Below are 23,226 nucleotides of genomic sequence, written 5' to 3' on the forward strand. Positions count from 1 at the left end.
TCAACTAACCATTTACGCCGGTCATAAAATGTTTATTGTCAAACAAAAGCAGCGGGTTCCCGCCATAGCTTTTGCCCCATATTTCAATCAGGAGAACCCGGTCGGGTTTGCTGCATGTCCAAAGAAAAAAAAGAAACTGAAAACACGCAACCTGCGCGGCCCTGGCTCGGCCTTTTAGCAGCTTCGACCATTGTTGTTATCTGGTCGGGATGGTTAGTGACCAGCCGCGCTGGTGTACAATCGACCCTGACTGTCTATGACTTGCTGGCTTTTCGTTTCGGCATTGCTAGCCTGTTTGCTTTGCCATTCGTGCTCTATGCCAAGCCTTGGCGTCATATGACATTTCAGCAGCTTTGGGTGACAACGGCGGTGATCGGATTGCCCTATTCCTTGATCATCTTCAGCGCCTTTCATGATGCCCCTGCGGCTCATGGGGCGGTGTTTATGAACGGAATGCTGCCCACCTTGATCATGGTGCTGGGCTATATCATGTTCCGGGAGAAGCCCACATCACAGCATATTCTGGGTGCAATCCTGATTATCATTGGCGCAAGCTTTGCCGCCTTCGGTATTGCTGGATTTGATGTTTCCACAACCTGGTTCGGAGATCTTTTGTTTGTCGCCGCCGGTAGTCTATTTGCCGTCTACATGATCCTTAACCGGGTCTGGCACCTGTCCGTGACACAGATCTGGCTCTGTGGATCGGTCCTCAACGCCATCATGTTTTTACCCATATATTTTTTGTTTCTTCCCTCCGGAATCAGTGAAACACCCATGGATCATCTCTGGTTTCAGATGGGATATCAGGGAATCGTGCCCAATATTATTGGTCTTGTTCTCATTTCCGTTGCCGTGCGCAATGTTGGCCCATCGGTGACGGCGGCCTTGATGTCCGGCGTGCCGGGAGTTGGTGCGTTTCTGGCTTATATTTTTCTTGGCGAAACGCCAACATGGCTGGGTGTAATCAGCCTGATGATCCTGACCCCCGGTATTATTATCTCGAGCCTGCCAAGCTTGCGCAATGCACGAACGCCGGGTTTGACCAATCCCCGTTGATTAGTGTCGACCGGAGTAGGAATTCTCCTGCTTACTCTGCTGCTTCTCGGGAATAATTTACATAGCCATCGCGATTCTGAGGGGTTTTCATACCGAGGATGGAGCCGGCGATTTGGGTGCGCAGGATTTCCGCTGTACCGCCGCCGATGGTGAACATACGGGCATCGCGGGCCATGCGCTCCAGTGGCAGGTTGCGGGAATATCCCATGGCCCCGTGGATTTGCAGGGCTTCGTTGGTGACCTTGATCGCGGTTTCGGAGGCCATAACCTTGGCTTGTGCCGCAGCTCGCATATCTGGGAAGCCGTCACCAGCACCGGCTGCGGCGTTATGGATCAAGGCACGAGAGGCTTCCAACCCAATGGACATATCCGCCAGTTTCCATTGCAGGCCCTGGAACTCCGCGATAGGACGGCCAAACTGATGCCGTGATTTGGCATAGTCAAGAGCGACTTCATAGGATCCTTGACCGATACCGAGGGCAACAGTCGCGGCACCAATGCGTTGGCCGTTATAGGCAGTCATCAACCCGGCAAAACCGCGTTTCAATCCTTCAGGCGGGATGACAGCCATTCCCTCATCAACCTCCATATTCTCAAAAATAACTTCGGTTTCGGGAATGCCACGCAGTCCCATGGCAGGTTCGCGTTTGCCGATGATCAATCCTTCTGTCTCGTCACGCACGGCGAGAAATCCGGCAATACCTTGAGAAACACCATTTTCCATGACCCGGGCGAAGATCAGATGCATCTTGGAAACGCCGCCACCGGTGATCCAATGTTTTTTGCCATTGATCACATAGCGGCCGTCTTTCTTAGTGGCGGTTGTGGTCATTTCCGTGGCGGCACTACCGGCATTGGGCTCCGTGATACAGATGGCGGGTTTGTCCCCTGCGAGCACATGTTTTGCCGCAAGTTCTTTTTGGGTGTTTGATCCGTATTTCATGACGGCACCGATGGCGCCCATATTGGCCTCCACCACGATCCGCCCGGTAACGCCGCAGACTTTTGCCATTTCCTCAATCACTAGTACGGCATCATAGTAGCTGAGGCCGCGTCCGCCATATTCCTTCGGGATAGTCATGCCCATAAACCCAGCCTGGGTCAGTTTCTCAACATTGTCCCAGGGATATTGCTCTGTTTTATCCGTTTGTGCTGCAGCTGGGAGGATTTCCGCCTGCGCGAGGTCGCGGGCGGCCAGTTGCAAGTCCAATTGGGCGTTGGAGGGTAGGGTCATTGTTCAGGACTTTCTTATTCATTGTATGATTTTGTTTATTTTACCTGAATGAAGACCAGATGAAAATCATTCCTTTTCCAGCGGCGATAGTTTGGGCTTGAAACTCCAACTCTGAAGGGGATAACGTCCATGCTGCGAAAACAGAAATCACAGCATGGTGCAAACGCAGCGGTGCTGGGTTTTGATGAATTTTATGACAGAAAAAGAAAGAAGCCCTGATGCTACTTGATGTTCGAACTTATGTGACAAAACCCGGAAAACTGAACGCTTGCTTGGCCTTGTATGAACAATATGGAAAAGCGCCGCAATCCAGAATTTTAGGGCAACCGCTGGCTTTTTTGAAAACCGAGACCGGAAATATCAACGAGTATGTGCATATTTGGATGTTCAAGGATGCAGGTGATCGCGAAACCAAGCGTGCGACACTTTGGGCGGATGCGGAATGGCTGGCATATGTAAAACGGAGTGGGGAGCTTGGTGCCTTGGTAAGTCAGGAAAACAAGCTCATGACCCCGGTTGAATTTTACGACTGCCCTCCAGCGGGTTAAAAAAGGCGCAATATCCATAGTCTCGATGACATTAGATATTGCGCCAAAAAATTAACTGTCGCTGATTTTGTCTTGTGTCTTTGTGTCAAAATCGCTGGCATCATGCCGTTCGCGCAATTGTTCATGGGGTTCGCCAGTTGATTTATTGACGATACGGCCTCTTTTCACAGCTTCACGTTCACCAATCTGTTTCATCCAGCGATTTACGTGCTTGTAAGATTTAGTATCCAGAAATTCACCGGCGCTATAGGCTTTGCCGGCGACCAACAGGCCATACCAGGGCCAGATAGCAATATCGGCAATGGTGTATTCATCCCCGCACATATACTGGTTGTCGGCCAAATGACGATCGAGAACATCCAACTGCCGTTTCACTTCCATAGCAAAGCGATCGATGGCGTATTCGATTTTATGGGGGGCGTAGGCATAGAAATGGCCAAAGCCGCCACCTAAATATGGTGCACTCCCCATTTGCCAGAAGAGCCAGGAAAGGCATTCCGCCCGGTGAGCTGGATCTGAAGGTAAAAGCGCTCCGAATTTTTCGGCGAGATAGAGCAAGATAGCACCGGATTCAAACACCCGGGTCGGCGGCTCGGTACTACGGTCAAGAAGCGCAGGAATTTTTGAGTTCGGATTGATTTCAACAAATCCACTTCCGAATTGATCCCCTTCGCCGATGTTGATGATAAAGGCATTATACTCGGCGCCTTCAAATCCCAGGGCTAAAAGCTCTTCCAGCATAATGGTCACCTTGACCCCATTGGGTGTCCCGAGCGAGTGAAGTTGCATGGGATGTTTTCCGACAGGCAGTTCCTTTTCGTGAGTATGACCGGCGATTGGCCGATTGATTTTGGCAAACTGGCCACCATTTTCACTTTCCCATTTCCAGACTTTTGGCGGGACATATGATGAGGACTCTGTCATTTTTTTATTCTCCTGTGGTACTTCAGTGTTCGATCACTGTCGTGTTGGTTATGCAATATAGATGTCAACGGCAGTAAATTAAACAAGGTTTGCCGCTTTCATGTGTTGTTTGTGAAGAAGAGGAAAGGGAAGGCTCAGAATGTTTCCACCCAGGGACGTACTTCCATTTCCCAAGACCAGCTTGAACGCGGTTGGTCGAGGAGATGCAAGTAACTGTCTGCAATGGCTTCAGGATCAAGCATGGAATCTGGATTGTCCGGGGCGTCAATACGCTCTGGTCGTGCCGTACTGCGGATACCGCCATCAATAACGAAATGACCAATATGGATGCCTTGTGGGTGAAGCTCCCGGGCAAGGCTCTGGGCCAATCCACGCAATGCAAATTTGCCCATTGCGAAGGTGGAGGAGTTTGGATATCCCTTGACGCCGGCTGATGCGCCTGTGAGCAAGATTGCGCCGTTTGCTTGTGGTATCATGCGCTTTGCCGCTTGCTGGGCCATTAGGAACGCTCCATAGCTGGTGATCAGAATGGCGGATTTTACGGCCTCGGGATCGAGCTCTGTAATGCCGCCTCGAACCCGGGCTGACGGATTATATACGGCTATGTCAAGCGGCTCACCCAGGGCATCGGCGGCGGCAAAGACTTTTTCCATGTCATTGGTGTCAGCGGCATCGCAAGCAACCAAAAATGCGTTCGTTTCCTTTTGCAAATCGTCAAGTTTTTCGATATTGCGGGCGGCCAGAACAATAGTATGTCCACGAAGATGTAGTTTACGCGCTAAGGACGCGGAAAGGCCCTCGCCCGCGCCAATAATAATGGCAGTCCCCATTCTAATTGTCTCCTGCTGTTCGCGCCCCGTTAGTTAATATAGGCATGCCCTTTATATTGTCACATGATCTTTCGCCAATTGTCGAAATAATGAACCATTTTGTGTCGCAGTTCACATTCCGCGCATAACGCCTCTGCCTGAGCGGGTTTAATTACAGCTGATGTAAGGTCTCGCAACTAGATTGGTGAAGGCCCTGTGAAAGTCGTTCGATGTAGCAACCGGCGATTACCATCGTAGTCATTTGTTGCGTAATGAAGGCAAGTTCGATTGTTCCAGATAACAACGTCGCCGACGCGCCAGTGATGCCGGTACGAAAAGTCAGGACGCGTTGCATGTCTGTAGATTTCCTGAAGGATAGGCTGGCTATCCGATGCGCTTAAATCTTCAAATCGTTTTGTATAAATGGGGTTGAGAAAAAGCGATTTTCGGTCCGTATCCGGATCGGTCAGAACAGCGGGATGCCGGGTTTCACGGTCCGCGCTGGGGTCATTTCGAACCATGCGAATGGAAGTATTTGCTTGTGCCTCTTCAGGCGGGGCGTGCAGCACCCCATAAGGTGCGCCGACGTGAATGGCCTGCCGGCCGGTGACAAACTCTTTCAAGTCAGGAGGCAGGCTGGCATAGGCGGCCACTTGGTTGGCCCAGACCGTATCTCCTCCCACATCCGGGACGTCATGGGCGTAGAGAACGGAACCCGCAGGCGGATTTTCAAGAAAACTGAAATCTGAATGCCATTCTCCACCGAATACTCCGGTCCCTTGTTCTTCAGCTTCTTTCAGGACTGCGATAATATATTCATCTTCATCCAGAGGTTCGACATAGGGTAATTTCATCAGAGGTCCGAAAACTTCCGTGAAATGTTTATGTTGATCGCAATTCAGGGTCTGATCCCGAAGGATAACCACTTGATGGTCCCGCAAAGCTAGATGAAGGAAAGTATGAAGCTTTGCGGAGATTGGCTGACGCAAATCGGCACCTTCAATCTCTGCGCCCATAAACCCGGTCAATTTCTGTAAGCGAACCATCGCGGTGATTATCCGTTATAAAACGTTCTACCGTCTTGACGAAGCCACAGCCGGATGAGCCGACGCTTGCGTTCCGGCTCCGGCCAGTCGGAAAATTGGGTTCTTTTATGGGCCAGCATACGGTTATCGACGATTTGTATCTGACCTGGTTTAAAAAAAAACTCGCGGTACAGGTCTGGATCGTCGAGGATTTCATATAGCGCTGCGATGGCCTCCTGTCCTTTTACGTCTAGCGGTTTTTCCGCCAGCTCATACCCTTGCCGCACAAGAGAGGCAGACAAGCGGGATTTTAAGCGTCCGTTGGAGACGGAAAAAATAGGGCGATTGATGATTTTCCGATCTTCGGGTCCATGTTCCCGTTGTCGGTCAAAATAAAAGGGTTCATATAGCCGCTCCAACAACTCCGGGTGGGATTCCCGCAATCGGTTATGGGCAGTATTGAGACTGACTACGCGACTAATACCGCCGTCGCGGGCCGGATGCAGACAAAGCAGCGTAACATGATCTGGCGGGCAAATATTATAGGAGTTATCAGTATGAAAATTCTGCTCTGCGTTGGTTACATCGGCGCGGATGCCGTTGCCTGGTTGCTTGCCTGTGGAATCTGCCACGCCATAGACCATCTTGCCGTCCCATTTCTGGGCAACGGCTCTGCCGATCATCCCCATCAGGACCCAATATATGGAAATGGCAATTTCCGGTGGCATGTATTCGAGCGGTAGTCGGTCGATGAGGGCAAACCCACATCCTTTCTCCAGCTCACCCTTAACTTCCTGCATGATTGCCCGGCAATGGGGCAAATCAAATTCTGCTGAATTAAGACTGGTTACGGGTAGGGGATTCTCTTCCAGAAACGTCGCCAGCTTTTGGATTTCTTTGTAGCAAGCGTCGGAAATACCAAAAACCCCTCCCACAGAGCCAAGACTGCCTGTAGTCCAGGCAGTGGGGCCTTCAATATTGACGTCTATCCTATCGTGATTATTCATCTATAAACCCTATCCGCATCCCGGGTCAGGGTCAAACCGGAGACCCTAAACATCGAACATCACGACCGTTGCCAGATTATTGGCCATAAATCGCTATCAAGCGGGCCACCTGCTTCAATTTCCGGGTCCCACATCATCTCTTGTTTCTCTGGGTCCGGCGTGTAAATTGCGTCGTCTCCAGCCCATCTGGTAACATAGGCACGTCGTCTTAAGTCAGCCCGCGCATTACCTGGCGCCCCATGCACCAGCTTGCCGTGATGAATGGTACAGTCGCCGGGTTCGAATTCAAACTGCGCGATGTCCAAATCATCCCGTTGTGCTTCAATATCCGGAACCGGCGGCAGCGGCAGTTTGTATTTGTCATCGCCGGCAAACGCCGGAGGTTTATAACCCTGCCCCCATAAATGCGAGCCTTTGACATATTCTACAGCACCGGTTTCTGCATCTACTGGGTCAAGAGCAAGCCATAGGGTGCATACTTGCTCGCCATCCACCGGCCAATAGGGTAAATCCTGATGCCACGGTGTGCGTTCTGACGTACCCGGCTCCTTGATCAGAAGCTGGTCAAAGAAGACATTTATTTTATCAGCCTTCATCATCTGCCCGGCTATTTCCGCTGCGGGTGATGACATGACGAATTCTTTGAAGCCCTCGTTAAAGGTCCATAAAAACGTATCGAAAAAGAAGCGCCCACCATTTTCACCCTGTGTAAGTTCCTGGTGCAAGCGCCCCGGTGACGCCAGGTCTATCTCCGCTTGCTCACGGAGTTTTTCAACCCAATCCATGTTGAAAAAACCCTTCAGAAAGACGATGCCATCTGTATGAAAAGCGGCAATTTCTTCTTGTGTAATCTCGCGAAAGGGACGTTCCATCATGGCTAGATCCTTCTATTTTCAAGGTCGATTATTCTTTATTTCTATATATTAGAGGAAGTATAGTATCATAGGAAATGATTAAATATGATGATCACGATCGGAAAATTTGATGAACCTACAACAATTGGAAACCTTTCGCTGGGTTGTCGCATTAGGATCCTTTACCAAGGCTGCGCGTAAATTGAACACCACGCAATCCACCATCTCCATGCGGATATCCGAGCTGGAAAATGAACTGGGTGTTCAATTCCTGGATCGTACGAAAAGGCAGGTAAAACTGACCAGAAGCGGCGTAGAATTGTTGGAATATGCAACAAATATTCATGCCGAAGTGACCGCCCTCAAGGCAAAGGTTGCCAGCCCGGAGACTATGACCGGATCCATAAAAATCGGTGCGGCGGAGCTTGTTGCCCTGACATGGCTGCCTGATCTGGTGGCAAAGCTCAGCCATCTTTTTCCGAACATTGATATTGAGCTGGAAGTAGGGCTGGCCGGTGATATTCGAGAAAAAACAGTGAGCGGTGATACTGACCTGGGTATTGTTCCCGGCGACGGTGACTTTGCGAAAGGCATAGAGGCGATCCCTTTAGGCAAGATCAGATTTGCGTTTATGGCATCCCCTAAACTGGAGGTGCGACAGCGGGAGCTGACCCCCAAGGATCTGGAGGATTGGCCGCTTATTTCCCTGGGGCCGAACTCCATTTTGTCGGATCTTCAGGAAAACTGGTTTCGGGCGCATGACGCCCAACCGCAGAAGCAGGATCGAACAAACTCCATGGAAGTTAGTGCCGGGCTGGTTCGATCGGGCCTCGGGGTGTCCTTACTGCCTGTGAACTATTATTCGGAAGATGTGCAGTTAGATCGCATGCGGATTTTGAAAACAAAACCGGCGCTCCCCCCCATTCCTTTTTACAGCATTTTCGCAACGGCCAATAATTCACCATTGATTCAGAAAACGATCGAGATTGCGGGACAGGTAAGCGAAACTGCGGAGTAGAAATGTTAGGATGGATACAAAAACCACGGGTTCATGGAACTAAAAACCCGTGGTCAATGTTATGTGCTATGTGTTTTTGTATGCCTAGAGCCGTTCGATAATAATAGCCGGGGCCATTCCGCCTGCTGCACACATGGTAACAAGACCCCGTTTTTTATCCTGACGTTCCAATTCGTCAAGCAAGGTGCTGATTAAAATAGAGCCCGTGGCACCGATGGGATGGCCCAGTGCCATGGCGCCGCCATTTACATTGACCTTGTCCCGGTCCAGTTTCAAATCGCGAATGAATTTCTCCGCGACAACAGCGAAAGCTTCGTTGATTTCCCAAAGGTCTATGTCATTGGGTGTCAAATTTGCTTTAGCCAGAGCCTTTTTCGCCGCCGGAACTGGAGCGTTGAGCATCAGTGTAGGGCAGTCGCCCATATTGGCCGTGGCAACGATCCGGGCACGTGGTTTCAAATTATTCTTTTGCGCGTATTCCCGTGAGGCCAGAAGCAAGGCAGCCGCACCATCGACCACACCAGAGGAATTTCCGGCATGATGCACATGATCAAACTCCTTAATCTGAGGATACTGTCGCTGAATTAGCGTTCCGAAGGTTTCCCCGTTCTCATCTACTGGGATATCCCGCCACATGCTGAAAACGGTTTTCAATCCGGCTAGGGACTCCATGGTTGTGCCGGGGCGGGGAAACTCTTCCCTGTCCAGGGCGACGGAGCCGTCCTCATTCTTGACGGTAATGACAGATTTATTAAACCGTCCTTCACGAATGGCGCGGTCCGCCCGGGTCTGGCTTTCGACGGCAAGCTCATCAACGGCCTTACGGTCGATGCCTTCCAAAGTGGCAATGGCATCGGCGCAAACCCCTTGCTGGGACTGCGGATGCATTTCGCGCAGTTTCATATTGCCTTGATCCAACATGGGCAATACTTCGGGATTTCCGACGGATGCGGTATAGCTCATCATCTCAGTACCGCCAGCAATGACCAGATCTTCCATGCCGGACATGATCTGCGCCGCCGCCATATTGACGGTTGTAATGCCGGATCCGCAGAACCGGTCCAAGGTCGTACCAGAAGATTTTTGGTCGTATCCTGCTGTCAACGCAGCCATGCGACCAAGATCACTTGATTGCTTGCCTGTTTGCGTGGAGGTTCCCCAGATTATGTCGTCGACTTCTGCCGTATTGAAGTCATTTCGTTCAGCCAGGGCTTTGAGCACTGTGGCACCGAGATATTGTGGATGCAGGTGGGCCAGGCTGCCTTTACCCACTTTGCCAATGCCGCGTGGTGTACGGCAGGTGTCGATAATATATGCGTCGGTCATTTCTTAAATTCCCATTCTTTGTGGTGTTATTTTTTTATCTATCTCGGCGCCATGCGGATTGCTCCGTCCAGGCGGACATCCTCGCCGTTAAAATAGGCGTTTTCACACATCTGGACAGCGAGGGAAGCATATTCCTCCGGCTTACCCAGTCGGGACGGGTTAGGAACCTGCGCAGCCAGCGCCGCCTTGACGTGATCCGGAGCCCCTTGCAATAGTGGCGTGTCAAACAAGCCGGGGAGAATGGTATTGACGCGAATAAGCTCTTGCGCCAGATCGCGGGCGATGGGCAGGGTCATGCCAATAACACCGCCTTTTGAGGCAGAATAAGATGCCTGACCAACCTGGCCATCTTCAGCAGCAACTGAGGCGGTATTGATAATCACGCCCCGCTCCCCGTCAGTGGGTTCAAGGGTCATCATGCCCGCAGCAGATTTAGCGATACAGCGGAACGTACCGATCAGGTTGATTTGAATGATCAATTCAAACCGGTCTAGCGGAAAATGCTTGATCTCGCCGGTTTCCCGGTCGCGGCTGGCGGTTTTAACAGCGTTGCCGGTTCCTGCGCAATTGACCAAAATACTTTCCTGGCCCAATGCTGATCGGATCGAGGCGAAGCCTGTATCCACGTCTTCTTCAGACGTGACATCGACTTTGGCAAAGGCACCGCCAATTTCACTGGCAATGGCATTCCCAAGTTCTTCATTGAGGTCAAAAATACCGACTTTGACGCCTGCTGCGGCAAGTTTTCGTGCCGTTGCGGCGCCAAGCCCCGAGGCGCCGCCTGTTATAACGGCCGTTTTTCCATTGAGATCCATCTTCGCTTCATCTCCATTCTTGTTTGTTTTTTAAGTCGAGAGAAAATGTCATTATTTTTATATAGAGCTTATTGCTGGCAATCTAGCCTTTCTTTGTGGGTATTAACTATTCCAGGACAGTTGCTTTCAAGCCCTCAACTTCAGACCTGAGGGATCGAAGGGAGGTTCCTCGAGGATTTTCGCCTTGTGAGGTTGACCTAGAATATAGACAGCCAACTCGGTTCCCGGATTAGCCTGCTCGGTTTTTATAAAGCCCAAAGCCAAGGACTTCTCTACTGAATATCCATAGGCGCCGGACGATACCCGGCCAATCGGTGTGCCATCCGTCAAAAATATCGGCTCGCCACCTGTGGCGTCCGCAGTATCGGCGTAAATTTCCATGATACATAGCAGCTCACGTGGTGGGTTATCTTTCAATTTCACATATGCATCCTTGTTCAGGAACATTTTATCCGTCTTTATCAGGCGATCCAGGCCCACTTCCTGCGGCCAATATTCTGGGGAATATTCCCGACTCCAGCTGCCATATCCTTTTTCGATCCGGAGCGACATCAGGGCGCGGCTGCCAACAGGTCCAGCGTCATATTCTGTACCTGCTTCCAAGAGGGCGGTATACAAGGCTTCCTGGTCTGCGGTTTTACAGTGCAATTCCCAACCCAGATCTCCGGTAAAGGAAACACGAATGGCGATCAATTGTATCCCCGCGAGTTCGATTTGCTGAGAGCGCATGAACGGAAAAGCGCCGGTTGACAGGTCGGCATTTGTCAGGCGCTTTAGAATATCCCGCGAGCGGGGTCCAGCCACATTGAAACCACACCAAGCCTCTGTCCAACTTTGAAACTCTGTATTCTGGGGGAGGGGAACTGCATCAAAGAACCGCTTGTGATAGCGCTCGGCCATTCCTGAACCAACCACAAGGAATTCATCTTCCGCCAAGCGTGTGACAGTGAAATCACCGGCGATACCACCACGTATGCCAATGAGAGGTGTCAGGCAGGAGCGGCCAACCGCTTTCGGCATCATATTGGCAAAAAGGCTGTTGAGCCAGTCCTCTGCGCCGATACCCTTAACGTTATATTTGGCAAAATTCGATATATCTATGATGCCGGCCTTATCACGCAGCATGCGGCATTCCCGGCCAACGGGCTCAAACCAGTTTTGTCGGGTAAAACCATTTGTATCTTTTTCTCCAGCCGTATCTGCAAACCAGAGCGGATGCTCCCACCCGTAATTGAGCCCGAACACAGCCCCCAGTTTTTTTTGAGTTTCATACACAGGCCTGACCCGTGCCGGCCGGCCTGCCGATCGTTCCTCATTGGGGAAATGAATGGCAAAACGATTGGCGTACTGATCCTCAACCCGTGCCTTGGTAAATTTTTTATCGGCCCAGCTACCGAAGCGGGCCAAGTCCCATGCAAACATATCCAGATGGGATTCGCCCGTAACGATCCATTCGGCTGTCAACATTCCCAAGCCGCCAGATTGTGAAAAGCCTGGAATTATTCCGTTACAGCAAAAATATCCGGATTTTTCCGGAACCGGGCCGAACAGGGCGTTTGAATCAGGTGACCAGATCATTGGTCCGTTGATAACACGCCGGACACCAGCATCTGCTGCTGCGGGTACCCGGTCCATGGCGCGCATGACATTCTCCATAATGCGCTCCAGATCATCCGGAAATAACTCATGACCAAAGTCATTGGGTGTACCATCTTCTGCCCAGAAACGTACGTCTTTCTCATAGGCGCCTATAAGCAACCCATTTCCTTCCTGTCGTAAATAATATTCCCCATCGCGATCTGCAACGGAGGGGAGCCGTCGGTCCATTTTCTCGATCTCGGCAATGGCTTCGGTGACGAAATACTGATGCTCTGTAGGCTGCAAGGGGAGGTGGACGCCTGCCATTTCAGCGACTTCACGTCCCCATAATCCGGCGGCATTGACGATCCATCTGGTTCTAATGTCGCCAGCATCAGTTCGTACAATCCAGCTTCCATCTGGCTGGCTCTGTGTGGCAGTTACCGGTGTAAACCGATGAATCTCAGCGCCATTTTGTCGCGCGCCGGCTGCATAGGCCTGGGTAACGCCTGACGGATCAACATTGCCACCATCGGGTTCAAACATGATACAGCGGACACCATCAAAATTGACCATTGGATGAAGAGTTTCCGCTTCAGCTCTGGTCACTTCATGAAAGTTCATATCATAGTATTTTGCCTTCGCCGCCTGCAATCGCAGCTGATGTTCCCGCGCTTCGGTTTGTGCCAGATACAGTGATCCCGGCTGAAACACGCCGCATCCTTGCCCGGTTTCTGTTTCCAGCTGCTTGTATAAATTCATTGTGTAATGCTGAATACGGCTGATATTGGTTGAATCGTGCAGGCCGTGAATATTGGCTGCAGCGTGCCATGTGGAACCGGAAGTTAGCTCATCTCGTTCCAGCAAGACGACATCAGACCATCCGAGTTTCGTCAGGTGATACAAGATAGAACAGCCGATAACGCCGCCACCTATAACAACGACCTGTGCATGGGATCTCATTGCGGGCCTCAAAAATCATACTAAAGGGGGATAAATATTCGCCTTACATGGGAACGGTGTAATAAATTCCCGGTCTCAATAGGGTCAGCATAAAAATGCTGACCCCTTTAGGAGGCTTTTAAGTGCGACAGCACACCGGCACTATTCTGCCAGCTGCTCTGTTGTGGCGGCGTGTTTGTCGCGCACGCCATCTCTATAAAGCGCTTTCATGAGCGAGAGGCACATCAGACCCATGACCATGGTAAAGGGCAGTGCCCCAATAATCATCGCACTTTTCAATGCTTCCATAGGATCGGCTCCGCTGTTGGTTTTACCGGCAACCAGAAGCGTACCAATAACCAAAGTGAGGATAACGCCCCATACGATCCGGTGCTTGATACCGGTTTCCTGGGCACCGCCTGACATGATTGTGTTCATCACGAGAATACCGGAGTCAGCTGATGTCACTAGGAATGTCATGATGAGAACAACACACATAATGGTAATACCCGTCAGGAAACCACCATCAATCATGGCACCGAGTGTTACGAACAGTTTAGCTGTATTGGAGGCCCCGATAATAGCACCCTCTGCACCACCAGCGAGTTCCAGATCAATCGCGGTACCGCCGAGGATTGTCATCCAGGCAAAACAAACCATCGCCGGTGCGAAGACGCAACCGACAATAAACTCGCGAACACTCCGACCCTTGGAGATACGTGCCAGGAACAAACCGACGAAAGGTGAGAAGGCGATCCACCAAGCCCAGTAGAAGGTTGTCCAACCGGCTTGCCAAGCGAACTGGCGCCCATCGTTGCCCGCAGCGTAAACAGCTGCCAGAGTTTCTTCTGGAAGGGCGGCTGCTGCCCCTTCAAGACCTGATTTAAATCCGTCGAACGACCCCCATGCATTGGTTGCACCGGCCATCAAGTCTCCCGCAAGAGGCTTCGCAGCTTCAGGCAGCGCACTTGCAAAAGCGTCAGCAGATTGCGGTCCATAAGCACCGAAACTTAAGGAGACAAAATGCAGGATATAGTCAACGAGGGCAGTGCCATATGTGGTCATCGCAAAAAGGAAGGAGCCGAATATAATAAATGTCATTAATAGAATAATCGACAGAACCAGGTTAAGGTTTGACAGGTATTTCACACCCCGCCCAACACCAGAAACGGCTGAAATAATTGAAAGACCCATGATAACGAGCAATCCAGCAATTAGCCCGACTGTTCCGGGTGCAGGTGCGTCACCCGTCATGTCCATCATCCAGGTTGCACCAGTAATCGCATACATTCCGTCGATGAACTGGCTGACGCCAAAACCGATTGTAACGGAAACGCCAAGAATGGTTGCGACGACACCAAGAACATCTACGATATGGCCGAATATGCCGTTCATGAACTTGCCGAACAGTGGTGTCAAAGCAGAGCGGATGGTTAGAGGCATATTACGAGTGTAGGCATAATAGGCGAGGGACAGCCCGGTAACGACATAGATTGCCCAGGCATGAAAACCGTAATGCAGGAAGGTATATCGATAACCACTGGTTAGGGAAGCTTCGGTATTCGGTGCGACCGTGCCCGCCACAGTTACTGGATTTGATCCCCATAAACCCAGGGGTTCGGCCGTGGCAAATACCATAAGTCCGACGCCCAGCCCGGCGCCAAACATCATGGAAAACCATGAAAAGTTTGAAAATTCCGGCTTTTCGCCCGCCGGCCCCATAATACGTTTTCCGGTTTGCGGAATAACTGCGACAACTAAGAGGAAGAAAGCAAAAAAACCGACAATGATAATATAGAAGACGTTGAAATCTTCGAGTAATTTCCAATTGAGGCTACCAAGTACACCATTCGCATTTGCGGGCCACATAAGTGCCCATATTACGAGGGCGACCATTATGCCCTTGCTCAGTAGCGCGATTTCAACGCTGTGCCCTTCATAAAAACCTGATCCGGATTTATTAATATCCAGATCCGTAAACGGCGGTTTTATCGACATAATACTTCTCCCCTGTTTTCTAAGTAAATCTTACTAGTTTTACTGGACCGCGATGAGCTTCTGTGTCTCTTTTGCGTAATGTCCATATGTATTTTACCATAGTATTTTAGATTTTTCGTATGTTTTCACTGGTCCAAATGCGACATGTTGTTCCTTCATAAAACCTGGACCACCGACCAGTTGCTCGCCGTGATTTATTTAATATTCTCGGGAGACTAGATTAAGCTGAATACCTTCGAGCGCCTTCGGGCTGCTGCAGAAAATGCTATCATCTATTCCCGTCGATTCCGTTTTATCTGGGAAGCCACCCAGTGGTGAAAATTATGGGTTGGGCCATCCATGGCCGGGGAGAATTTCCCGCCGTCAAACAAATCGCCTTTGCGGCCTTTTTGCATGCCTTCCACCACGAACAAGTCTTCTTCAAAAATTCGTTTCCACTGTTGCGCATTGGTTGTTAGCAGCTCGCCGAAATGAGGATCGGATTGACAATCTTCGGGATAGTAGATTTCCACATGTTCCACAGTTCGGTCCATTTGGACAGGCTCAAGCAAGATGGAGTAGAAATGGTCCCGATGGATGCCCATAAGGACATTTGGATAAACAGCAATATATTCTGCTCCTTCATCCCATTGGTCGCTCAGGTTGTCAAAATCTGGAAATACCTGGCCATCATCGCCTTTAAGCTGTTTGTACACATAGGTACCCTGACCTGAATAGGCATCCCGGACTTCAATATTGTAGTGATCTTCCAATCTGGAATAACTGTTAAGGCCCGGATGTATCCAGGGAAGATGATAAGCCTCGCAATAATTTTCGACCGCCAACTTCCAATTTGTCTCTACTTCCAGCTTAAAAGAAGAAGTTTTGCCACCGTGAAACATTGGTTGATCAAATTCTTTCCAGCGATCCAGCAGATCTTTGTGAGCTTCTTCAAATTCCGGAGCGTCGGCGGAAATATTTACAAAGACAACATCTTTCCATATGTAAGATCGGATACGAACAAGGCCAAGTTCATCACAGTCTATATCTTCATGTGTATTGTTTCCGGGGCCGCCGACATGCGGTGTCGAACGCAGGCTACCATTCAAATTATAACACCAGCTATGATAAGGGCAGCGGATCGTGCCCCGGATATTTTTTGGCTCATCAATTAAAATCATACCACGGTGCCGGCAAGTGTTCTGGAACACACCGACCGAGCCATCTCGATCTCGAACAATCACAAGCGGTATTCCGAGGAAGTCAATTGGCTTGGCGTCACCGGAATTAGGGACATCAACGCCAAAACCTATTCCGGACCAATTCTTGAAAAGAACAGAATGCTTTTCTTCTACAAAGATTTCCTGCGAGATATAATGTTCGTTCGGGAGACCTTTAGCCTTGTTTACGGGCACCAGGACCTGATCAATCGAGGAATGCTGTGTCATCTATGAAGCTCCCATCTTTGTTGAGCGATGGGAAATTTTGCGTCAATTAATGCCTGTGTTCAACATCAGTAAAATTCCGCAAGGGATCAAAAAAACTAAACTTGCGTCAGTTCAAATATGTTCAAGTAACCAATCTCTTAAGATTTTCGTGTTGTCACTGAGCATGTCTTCGCCTTCAGTAATAATATAGAAGGAATGCGGGGCCGCCAACACATGGGGTCCAAAGGGAATTAGCCTTTTCTGCTCGAGTAGGGGCCGAATGAGCCTTTGCCAGCCTAAAACGATACCTGCATCATCCTGCGCCGCCTGCAACGCTATGGTGTAATTATTGACGTGAATACCAGCCGCGATATCACCGGTATAACCTAGCTCCCGAAACCAGCTTTCCCACGTTGTCCAGCTTTCATCATCTGCCTCATTATGTATGAGTGGCATTGAGGCGAGTGTTTCCAAGTCCGTTCCCGCAAGTTTTTGCGCCAGAGTTGGGCTGCAAATAGGTGCAAGATGATCACTAAAGAGCTTTTGATGGGTTTTGCTGGTATCCTTACTCTTGCCGTACTTTACTCTCAAATCCACGCGTTCGCCTTGTTTCGGAGCATGGTCAGAAAGAAGCTGATTGACTGGAATACCGCCATGTTCTTTCCAAAAACGTGATAATCGTGGTGTCAGCCAAAGTGAGGAAACCGCCGTTGTCGCAGCAATAGTTACTGAAATGTCAAAACTTGTCCGCCGCAAATGAGCTAATGTGCTTGAAACATCGGAAAAGCTCCGTTGAAGAGAAGCTAGGAGCCGTTGGCCATCTTCTGTCAATCCTATGCCTCTATGCTTTCGTTCAAACAAGGAAATCCCGAGTTCACCTTCAAGTGCTTTGATCTGATGGCTGACGGCGCCGGGCGTAACATTGAGTTCCTGAGCCGCGTCCTTGATACTCAGGTTTCGTGCAGCACATTCGAATGAAGCTAACGTATTAAGAGGTGGGAGATTATAGTAACGCCGGGCCATTGGCTGCTCACAAATAAGTTGCTTTGGGCGAGTGTGAATATTTTTGTAGTTGAAAGCGAGTCAATTTTCAGGGAGCCTAGCCAGCAGCTGGACAAAATAGTTTTTACGCTTACGTATGATCAAGCAAATATTATGTGAAGGAAATATCTGAATGACTAGGGAAATAGCGATCAACAATGTGGAAAAATATTTTGATCAGGGCGAATTCTATGAAGATCTGGCCCGCCGCATTGCTATTCCTTCAACAAGTCAGGACCCGGATAAACGGCCCGCTTTATATGTTTATCTTACGGAGGAAATTGGGCCTTGCCTTGAAGAAATGGGGTATCAAACCTCCCTCCATGAAAATCCCGATCCTTTAGGCGGTCCCTTGTTAATTGCAGATCGCCACGAAGGGGATGATCTAACAACAGTCCTGACATATGGGCATGGTGATGTAGTAAGGGGGCATGAGGGGAAATGGCGCGATGGGCGTTCACCCTGGAAAATGGAAAAGCAGGATGATCGGTGGTACGGGCGCGGGACTGCGGATAATAAGGGTCAGCATTCGATCAATATTGCAGCTTTGGCTCATGTATTAAAAACAAGGGGATCTCTCGGGTTTAATTCCCGCATTCTCATTGAAACTTCAGAGGAAACCGGCTCTGCCGGGCTACGGGAGTTTTGCCAGGCACAAAGAGAAGCCCTGGCAGCAGATGTGTTGATTGGATCCGATGGCCCAAGATTGAAACCTGATGCACCAACATTGTTTATGGGGACGCGCGGTGCCATAAATTTTGAATTGACGGTAAATCTCAGGGAAGGGGGGCATCATTCGGGAAACTGGGGCGGATTACTTTCTAGCGCCAGTATCCGTCTTGCCAATGCCATTTCGAGCATTGTTGATAAAAAAGGCAAGATTTTACCTGCCGGGCTAAAGCCTGCAGAAATTCCACCCTCTGTTCGGCAGGCTCTTCGCGGCTGCTCGATTGAAGGGGGAGACGGCGCGCCGGAGGTAGATCCAGAGTGGGGAGAGCCTGGCCTGACACCTGCAGAGCAGGTATTTGCGTGGAATAGTTTCGAAGTATTGGCGATGAAAGCCGGAGATCCTGAAAAAGTTGTCAATGCGGTACCTCCCCGTGCCACAGCCTGGTGTCAAATTCGATTTACCGTGGACAGGGACCCGAATACTTTTTTATCTCTTATCCGTGATCATCTGGACCAGCAAGGTTTTGATGATGTCGCCGTTGGTCAGCAAGAAGATGGTTTTATGATGCAGGCTACCCGTTTGTTGCCAGATCATCCCTGGGTAAAATGGGCATCGGCATCAGTTGAAAAAACCATGAAAAAGGCACCCGTCATTTTACCAAACCTCGGGGGATCCCTGCCGAATGATGTCTTCTCTGACGTCATCGGTATGCCAACTATTTGGGTACCGCATTCTTATGCTGCCTGCTCTCAGCATGCTCCCAATGAACATGTACTTGCGCCGATTATGCGCGAAGGCTTGCAGATGATGACGGGCCTGTTTTGGGATATGGGCGAGGGGAATACGCCGGTTAAGTAGAATATAATGCCGGCAATCGACACCGAATTTGTCGCATTGCCGGCAAAACCTGATCCGCTAGGATTTCAGATTCCTCTCGAAAAGTGAGAGCATCCGCTCCCAATGCCGTTCAGCCGCCTGTTTGTGATAAGCGGGCCTTTGCGGAAATGCGAAACCATGGCCTGTTCCGGGATACATTTCGACACGGCAATTGATGCCTGCTTTCTCCATCTCTTCGGGGATACTTTTCAGAAGCGGGGGAGGAACATAGACATCTTCTTCTGCAAAAGCGAGATACAGTTCGGCCGTGATTTTATGCGCGTCTAAATGCGGTGAATTTGCTTCTTCGGTTTGAATTCCCACGCCATAGTATGACGCGAGTGCCGCAAACTCTGCCGGGTAAGCGGCGCCAATTCCGACAATATATTTTCCACTCATACAATATCCAACAGCGCCAAGCGGGCCTTTTTTTGCCTCCGCGTCATTTGCGATGAAATCAATCATCGGACGTGTGTCTGCAACAATCTTTTCTGTCGTGGCGGCATTCATTAAATCGAACATCTTCTGCAGCTCGTTTTCATCTTCTCTGATGCGTGCCCGCTCAAAGCCATAATTATCTTCGCGGCCCCAACGATAATATAAGTTTGGCAATATTACGTAGTATCCCGCCGTACCAATGCGCCGCGCCATGTCGCGCAATTCCTCACGGATACCCGGGGCGTCCATGTACATAATGACAGCGGGAAAAGGACCCCCCTCATCTGGATGGCAAACAAAAGTATCCATGTCCCCGTCAACAGTGGCAATATTTGTTTCGAATTCTTTCATGCGTTCCGCTTTCTGATTGTGAGGTAATTTTGATGTGTTTTGATACAGTACCCGGATAACGGACGTCGTCAAACCCGGAACATAATATTTCCCCTCCTTTCATCAATTTCGTCATGTTTCTTGAAAAAAAAGTGGGAGAGAGTGTAGGCTGTTGAAATTCTTATCAAGGGCGCGCCAACATTGGGAAAATAGCATGGATCTAGAAGCGGTAAACAGGGACTATCAAACAGCCAAGGCATCTTACAGTCTGGATATTCCGGGGGATTTTAATTTTGCTTTCGATGTTATTGATAAGAAAGCAGAGGATAAAACAAAAGTCGCAGTTATTGCGGTCTCGCGAGACCATACAAAAATTGAAGAGGTAACTTATGATACCTTTTCAAAGGATTCGAACCGTCTTGCCAACGCATTTGTCGCCCTTGGCATTGACAAAGGCGATTTTGGGTGTGTTGTCATCGGCCGTATTCCAGCTTGGTATACCGTGTTATTTGCCTGCATGAAGATTGGCGCTATTTCCATGCCCGGCACCAACTTGCTAACAGCGAAGGATTTGGCATACCGCATTCAGCGATCGAACGCCCGGTTCATCGTTGTTACACCGGAGCATTGCCCAAAATTTGAAGAAGTGCGCGATCAATGCCCCAGCATTGAACATTGCATCGTCGTTGGTGGCACCTATCCGGGTTGGTTATCAATGGAAGATTTAATTGATGAAAATACGTCAGAAATAGATCGGTCTTCCCTGCCCAGGACGCAGGCGGCGGATATGATGATGGCTTATTTTACTTCGGGCACAACGTCTATGCCGAAAATGGTGCCTCGGGACTTTTCTTACGGTTTGGCGCATGCGGCGACGGCACTTTTTTGGATGGATCTTCGCGACGGGGATGTCCATTGGACATTAACGGATACCGGCTGGGCCAAAGCTGCGTGGGGATTAATTTTTCCGCCCTTACTTGCAGGGTCAAAAATCGTTTTGTATGATGGCGATGGAGCTTTTGATCCAATTTTTCATTTAAAAATGATCGAGGAACTCGGTGTTTCAACCTTTTGCGCCCCACCGACTGTTTACCGACTGTTTGCCCAACAGGATTTATCACCTTACGATTTTTCCAACCTTCGTCGCTCGCTGGGGGCCGGGGAACCCCTTAATCCGGAAGTAATCCGGTTTTGGGAAACCCATACGGGGAATGTGATTGCGGATGGGTATGGACAAACTGAGACCATCAATATTGTTGGAAATTTCCCAGGCATGGAAATCCGGTATGGTTCAATGGGGAAACCAGTTCCCGGTTTTGATGTAGATATCATTGATGACGACGGGAACCGGTTGCCGAATAATGAAGTCGGACATATCGCTGTAAATACCGGAGGATCCTGGCCGCCGGGATTGTTTGATGGTTACTATACGGGTGACGCGCCGGATAAAGGGTCTTTTAGCCATGGATGGTATTACACAGGCGATACGGCAAAGCGCGATGAGGAAGGCTATCTGTGGTTTGAAGGAAGAGCCGATGATCTAATCAGTTCAGGTGGGTATCGTATTAGTCCTTTTGAGGTTGAAAGCGCCTTGTTGGAACATCCCGACGTTGTTGAAAGTGCCGTGATTGGTGTGCCTGATGCAACACGAGGTGAGCTTGTTAAAGCATATATCATTTTGAAGGACCCTGAGCGGGCGAGTGACAGCTTGAAAACTGAAATTCAGGATTTTTGTAAAAATTTGACTGCACCTTATAAATATCCACGGGAAATGGAGTTTGTTACAGCATTGCCAAAAACCATTTCCGGAAAAATTCGGAGGGTGGAGTTGAGGGAAGAAAACTAGGCTGCAAAGCCTGGAGTTTCAAATGTTTGGTAGCGCGAAGGCAGCTTCCATCTCCCGGCGAAACCTGACAGTCGGATCGTTCTCGTCGATATCGACATCTTGCCAGGTGAGGTGGCTGCCTTTCGCAATGCTATGCTTGAGACGAATTCCTGAGGCCAATCCAAGCGGTAAACCGCCTGTGGCCATGGAGCTGGCCGCAGGCATCTGCTTGCCCCAAACCATGAAACCACCTTCACCGTCCAGAATTTCGCCGGCTTTCAAGTCGCGCTTTGCGATCGAGACCACATCGGAATTAAAACATATTGGCGCACCGGTTGCTTCATTGCGGCAGGCAGCGGCGGCGACAGAGATACCAAGCTCCATGCCTATCATATGCGTTGGCCTATACAGAGCCGCGTAATGATGACTTTTATCCGGAAGCATATGATATTGCTTGAAGCATTCCCGCGCATACTCGGATTCTCCTTCAATGACTACAAATGTACCCATGACCAGGTGGGCTGGTACATCTGTTCCATCACGGAATAAGGAAGATGCTACCTCGGTTGTACCGTTACTGGTTAAGGTTCCTCCTTTATCTTGCGGCTTAAAGGTATCGGCAAGGTCGAAGCGGCTGGCTGGCGGAAAACTCAAGCCATCCGCCTGGGGAACTAATCCTGTTGCGTTACAGACGGCCGTCATCTCGATGCCTGACTTCGTACCGTCCAGAAAGGAATTAAACATTTTGGGATTGATGTCGCTGTCTTCGTTTACATCAAGATAGACTTTCAGGGTATCCCAGACGGTATCAGGCGTTAGCTCATGATACCGGGGCAGATAGCGGGTTCCTTTTCCGGCGCAGGTAACCGTAAATCCGCAAGCCCGGGCCCAGTCCACATGCTCGCAGATAAGAGCGGGCTGATCGCCCCAGGCCAGGGAATAAACGACGCCTGCTTGCTGGGCTTTTCTTGCCAATAGCGGGCCTGCAAGTGCGTCGGCTTCGACATTGACCATGATAATATGTTTCCCATTGGATATCGCCTTCAGGCAATGGGCAACACCGGCATGGGGATTTCCGGTTGCATCAATCACAACCTCCACCGACGGATGAGCGATCAGGGCATCAACGTCTTCGGTGATAAAAGTTGTTTTATTTTTCGCGGCATCATCGAGGTTTTGAGCGGCTATTTGTTCGGAAGGCCAACCGGCCAGCACGCACGCTGCCTGACCACGGGTAACGGCGAGTTCGGCTATGCCGACGATATGCATGCCAGTCGTCAATCGCGCTTGTGTGAGAAACATCGTCGCAAATTTTCCCGCACCAATTAATGCGACACCAATCGGGCGATTATTCTCAGCCCTTTGTTTTAGGAAATGGTGCAGGTTCATTGTTTGCTCCTCGTCGGCAACTATTGTGATTGAACGCAAAATCTATCAAACTAAAGGGCGCAAAGCTATCTTATCTAGCGATGTTCAAACTCAAGGCACCTTCATTCAATAAAACTT

The 23,226-nt window shown here is 49.8% G+C and carries 19 protein-coding genes; 5 read left to right on the forward strand and 14 right to left on the reverse strand.

All coding sequences use genetic code 11. The features are described from left to right. Positions 1 to 114 precede the first annotated feature (114 nt). Positions 115 to 1,056 carry a DMT family transporter gene (locus tag NBZ79_RS06275; RefSeq protein WP_251936473.1) on the forward strand — a complete coding sequence of 314 codons (942 nt, stop codon included), beginning with the start codon at positions 115 to 117 and terminating at the stop codon, positions 1,054 to 1,056. Between the two features lie 31 nt (positions 1,057 to 1,087). Here NBZ79_RS06275 and acdA read toward each other — a convergent pair whose 3' ends face one another. Beyond that, the gene (gene acdA, locus NBZ79_RS06280) at positions 1,088 to 2,290 is read right to left on the reverse strand and encodes a 3-sulfinopropanoyl-CoA desulfinase (RefSeq protein ID WP_251936475.1); all 1,203 of its coding nucleotides are present in this window, start codon (positions 2,288 to 2,290) and stop codon (positions 1,088 to 1,090) included. Between the two features lie 218 nt (positions 2,291 to 2,508). Between acdA and NBZ79_RS06285 the strand changes: the two genes are divergently transcribed. After that, positions 2,509 to 2,838 (forward strand): NIPSNAP family protein, encoded by a 330-nt coding sequence (locus tag NBZ79_RS06285; protein WP_251936477.1) that lies wholly within the window; start codon positions 2,509 to 2,511, stop codon positions 2,836 to 2,838. A gap of 51 nt (positions 2,839 to 2,889) precedes the next feature. Here the strand turns inward: NBZ79_RS06285 and yghU are convergent, their stop codons facing one another. The 5 genes from yghU to NBZ79_RS06310 form a co-directional block, all read right to left on the reverse strand. After that, complete coding sequence (yghU, locus tag NBZ79_RS06290) at positions 2,890 to 3,762, reverse strand: glutathione-dependent disulfide-bond oxidoreductase (protein ID WP_251936479.1); 873 nt, start codon at positions 3,760 to 3,762, stop codon at positions 2,890 to 2,892. 134 nt (positions 3,763 to 3,896) lie between these two features. Beyond that, entirely contained in the window at positions 3,897 to 4,592 is a 696-nt protein-coding gene (locus NBZ79_RS06295; protein WP_251936481.1) for an SDR family NAD(P)-dependent oxidoreductase, read from the reverse strand. A 176-nt stretch (positions 4,593 to 4,768) separates the two neighbouring features. Continuing rightward, a complete protein-coding gene (locus NBZ79_RS06300; RefSeq protein WP_251936483.1) occupies positions 4,769 to 5,617 on the reverse strand; it encodes a TauD/TfdA dioxygenase family protein in 849 nt (282 codons plus the stop codon). Between the two features lie 8 nt (positions 5,618 to 5,625). Further along, positions 5,626 to 6,603 carry a TauD/TfdA family dioxygenase gene (locus NBZ79_RS06305; protein ID WP_251936484.1) on the reverse strand — a complete coding sequence of 326 codons (978 nt, stop codon included), beginning with the start codon at positions 6,601 to 6,603 and terminating at the stop codon, positions 5,626 to 5,628. Positions 6,604 to 6,662: 59 nt separating this feature from the next. Further along, positions 6,663 to 7,478 (reverse strand): phytanoyl-CoA dioxygenase family protein, encoded by an 816-nt coding sequence (locus NBZ79_RS06310; RefSeq protein WP_251936485.1) that lies wholly within the window; start codon positions 7,476 to 7,478, stop codon positions 6,663 to 6,665. 109 nt (positions 7,479 to 7,587) lie between these two features. Here NBZ79_RS06310 and NBZ79_RS06315 point away from each other — a divergent pair, with 109 nt between their 5' ends. Further along, positions 7,588 to 8,475: a LysR family transcriptional regulator gene (locus NBZ79_RS06315; RefSeq protein ID WP_251936487.1), complete on the forward strand. Its 888-nt coding sequence runs from the start codon at positions 7,588 to 7,590 to the stop codon at positions 8,473 to 8,475. Between the two features lie 84 nt (positions 8,476 to 8,559). Here the strand turns inward: NBZ79_RS06315 and NBZ79_RS06320 are convergent, their stop codons facing one another. The 6 genes from NBZ79_RS06320 to NBZ79_RS06345 all read right to left on the reverse strand — a co-directional run bounded on the left by NBZ79_RS06320 (position 8,560) and on the right by NBZ79_RS06345 (position 17,563). Next, the gene (locus NBZ79_RS06320; RefSeq protein WP_251936489.1) at positions 8,560 to 9,801 is read right to left on the reverse strand and encodes an acetyl-CoA C-acetyltransferase; all 1,242 of its coding nucleotides are present in this window, start codon (positions 9,799 to 9,801) and stop codon (positions 8,560 to 8,562) included. Between the two features lie 38 nt (positions 9,802 to 9,839). Beyond that, positions 9,840 to 10,616: an SDR family NAD(P)-dependent oxidoreductase gene (locus NBZ79_RS06325; protein WP_251936490.1), complete on the reverse strand. Its 777-nt coding sequence runs from the start codon at positions 10,614 to 10,616 to the stop codon at positions 9,840 to 9,842. Positions 10,617 to 10,742: 126 nt separating this feature from the next. After that, on the reverse strand, positions 10,743 to 13,157 hold the full coding sequence (locus NBZ79_RS06330) for a GcvT family protein (protein ID WP_251936492.1): 2,415 nt from the start codon (positions 13,155 to 13,157) through the stop codon (positions 10,743 to 10,745). A 141-nt stretch (positions 13,158 to 13,298) separates the two neighbouring features. Then, positions 13,299 to 15,134 carry a BCCT family transporter gene (locus NBZ79_RS06335; protein ID WP_251936495.1) on the reverse strand — a complete coding sequence of 612 codons (1,836 nt, stop codon included), beginning with the start codon at positions 15,132 to 15,134 and terminating at the stop codon, positions 13,299 to 13,301. Positions 15,135 to 15,406: 272 nt separating this feature from the next. Then, positions 15,407 to 16,561 carry an aromatic ring-hydroxylating oxygenase subunit alpha gene (locus tag NBZ79_RS06340; protein ID WP_251936498.1) on the reverse strand — a complete coding sequence of 385 codons (1,155 nt, stop codon included), beginning with the start codon at positions 16,559 to 16,561 and terminating at the stop codon, positions 15,407 to 15,409. 111 nt (positions 16,562 to 16,672) lie between these two features. Further along, the gene (locus NBZ79_RS06345) at positions 16,673 to 17,563 is read right to left on the reverse strand and encodes a LysR substrate-binding domain-containing protein (protein WP_251936501.1); all 891 of its coding nucleotides are present in this window, start codon (positions 17,561 to 17,563) and stop codon (positions 16,673 to 16,675) included. Positions 17,564 to 17,714: 151 nt separating this feature from the next. On the opposite strand from NBZ79_RS06345, the gene NBZ79_RS06350 reads away from it, so the two are divergent. Next, a complete protein-coding gene (locus tag NBZ79_RS06350; protein ID WP_251936504.1) occupies positions 17,715 to 19,109 on the forward strand; it encodes a M20 family metallopeptidase in 1,395 nt (464 codons plus the stop codon). A gap of 57 nt (positions 19,110 to 19,166) precedes the next feature. On the opposite strand, the gene NBZ79_RS06355 is transcribed toward NBZ79_RS06350, so the two are convergent. Further along, positions 19,167 to 19,916 (reverse strand): dienelactone hydrolase family protein, encoded by a 750-nt coding sequence (locus NBZ79_RS06355; protein WP_251936506.1) that lies wholly within the window; start codon positions 19,914 to 19,916, stop codon positions 19,167 to 19,169. Between the two features lie 193 nt (positions 19,917 to 20,109). On the opposite strand from NBZ79_RS06355, the gene NBZ79_RS06360 reads away from it, so the two are divergent. Then, positions 20,110 to 21,741: an acetate--CoA ligase gene (locus NBZ79_RS06360; protein WP_251936508.1), complete on the forward strand. Its 1,632-nt coding sequence runs from the start codon at positions 20,110 to 20,112 to the stop codon at positions 21,739 to 21,741. Between the two features lie 18 nt (positions 21,742 to 21,759). On the opposite strand, the gene NBZ79_RS06365 is transcribed toward NBZ79_RS06360, so the two are convergent. Next, positions 21,760 to 23,109 (reverse strand): NAD(P)H-dependent oxidoreductase, encoded by a 1,350-nt coding sequence (locus NBZ79_RS06365; RefSeq protein ID WP_251936511.1) that lies wholly within the window; start codon positions 23,107 to 23,109, stop codon positions 21,760 to 21,762. Positions 23,110 to 23,226: the final 117 nt, after the last annotated feature.

The organism is Sneathiella marina (assembly GCF_023746535.1).
GTDB lineage: Bacteria > Pseudomonadota > Alphaproteobacteria > Sneathiellales > Sneathiellaceae > Sneathiella > Sneathiella marina.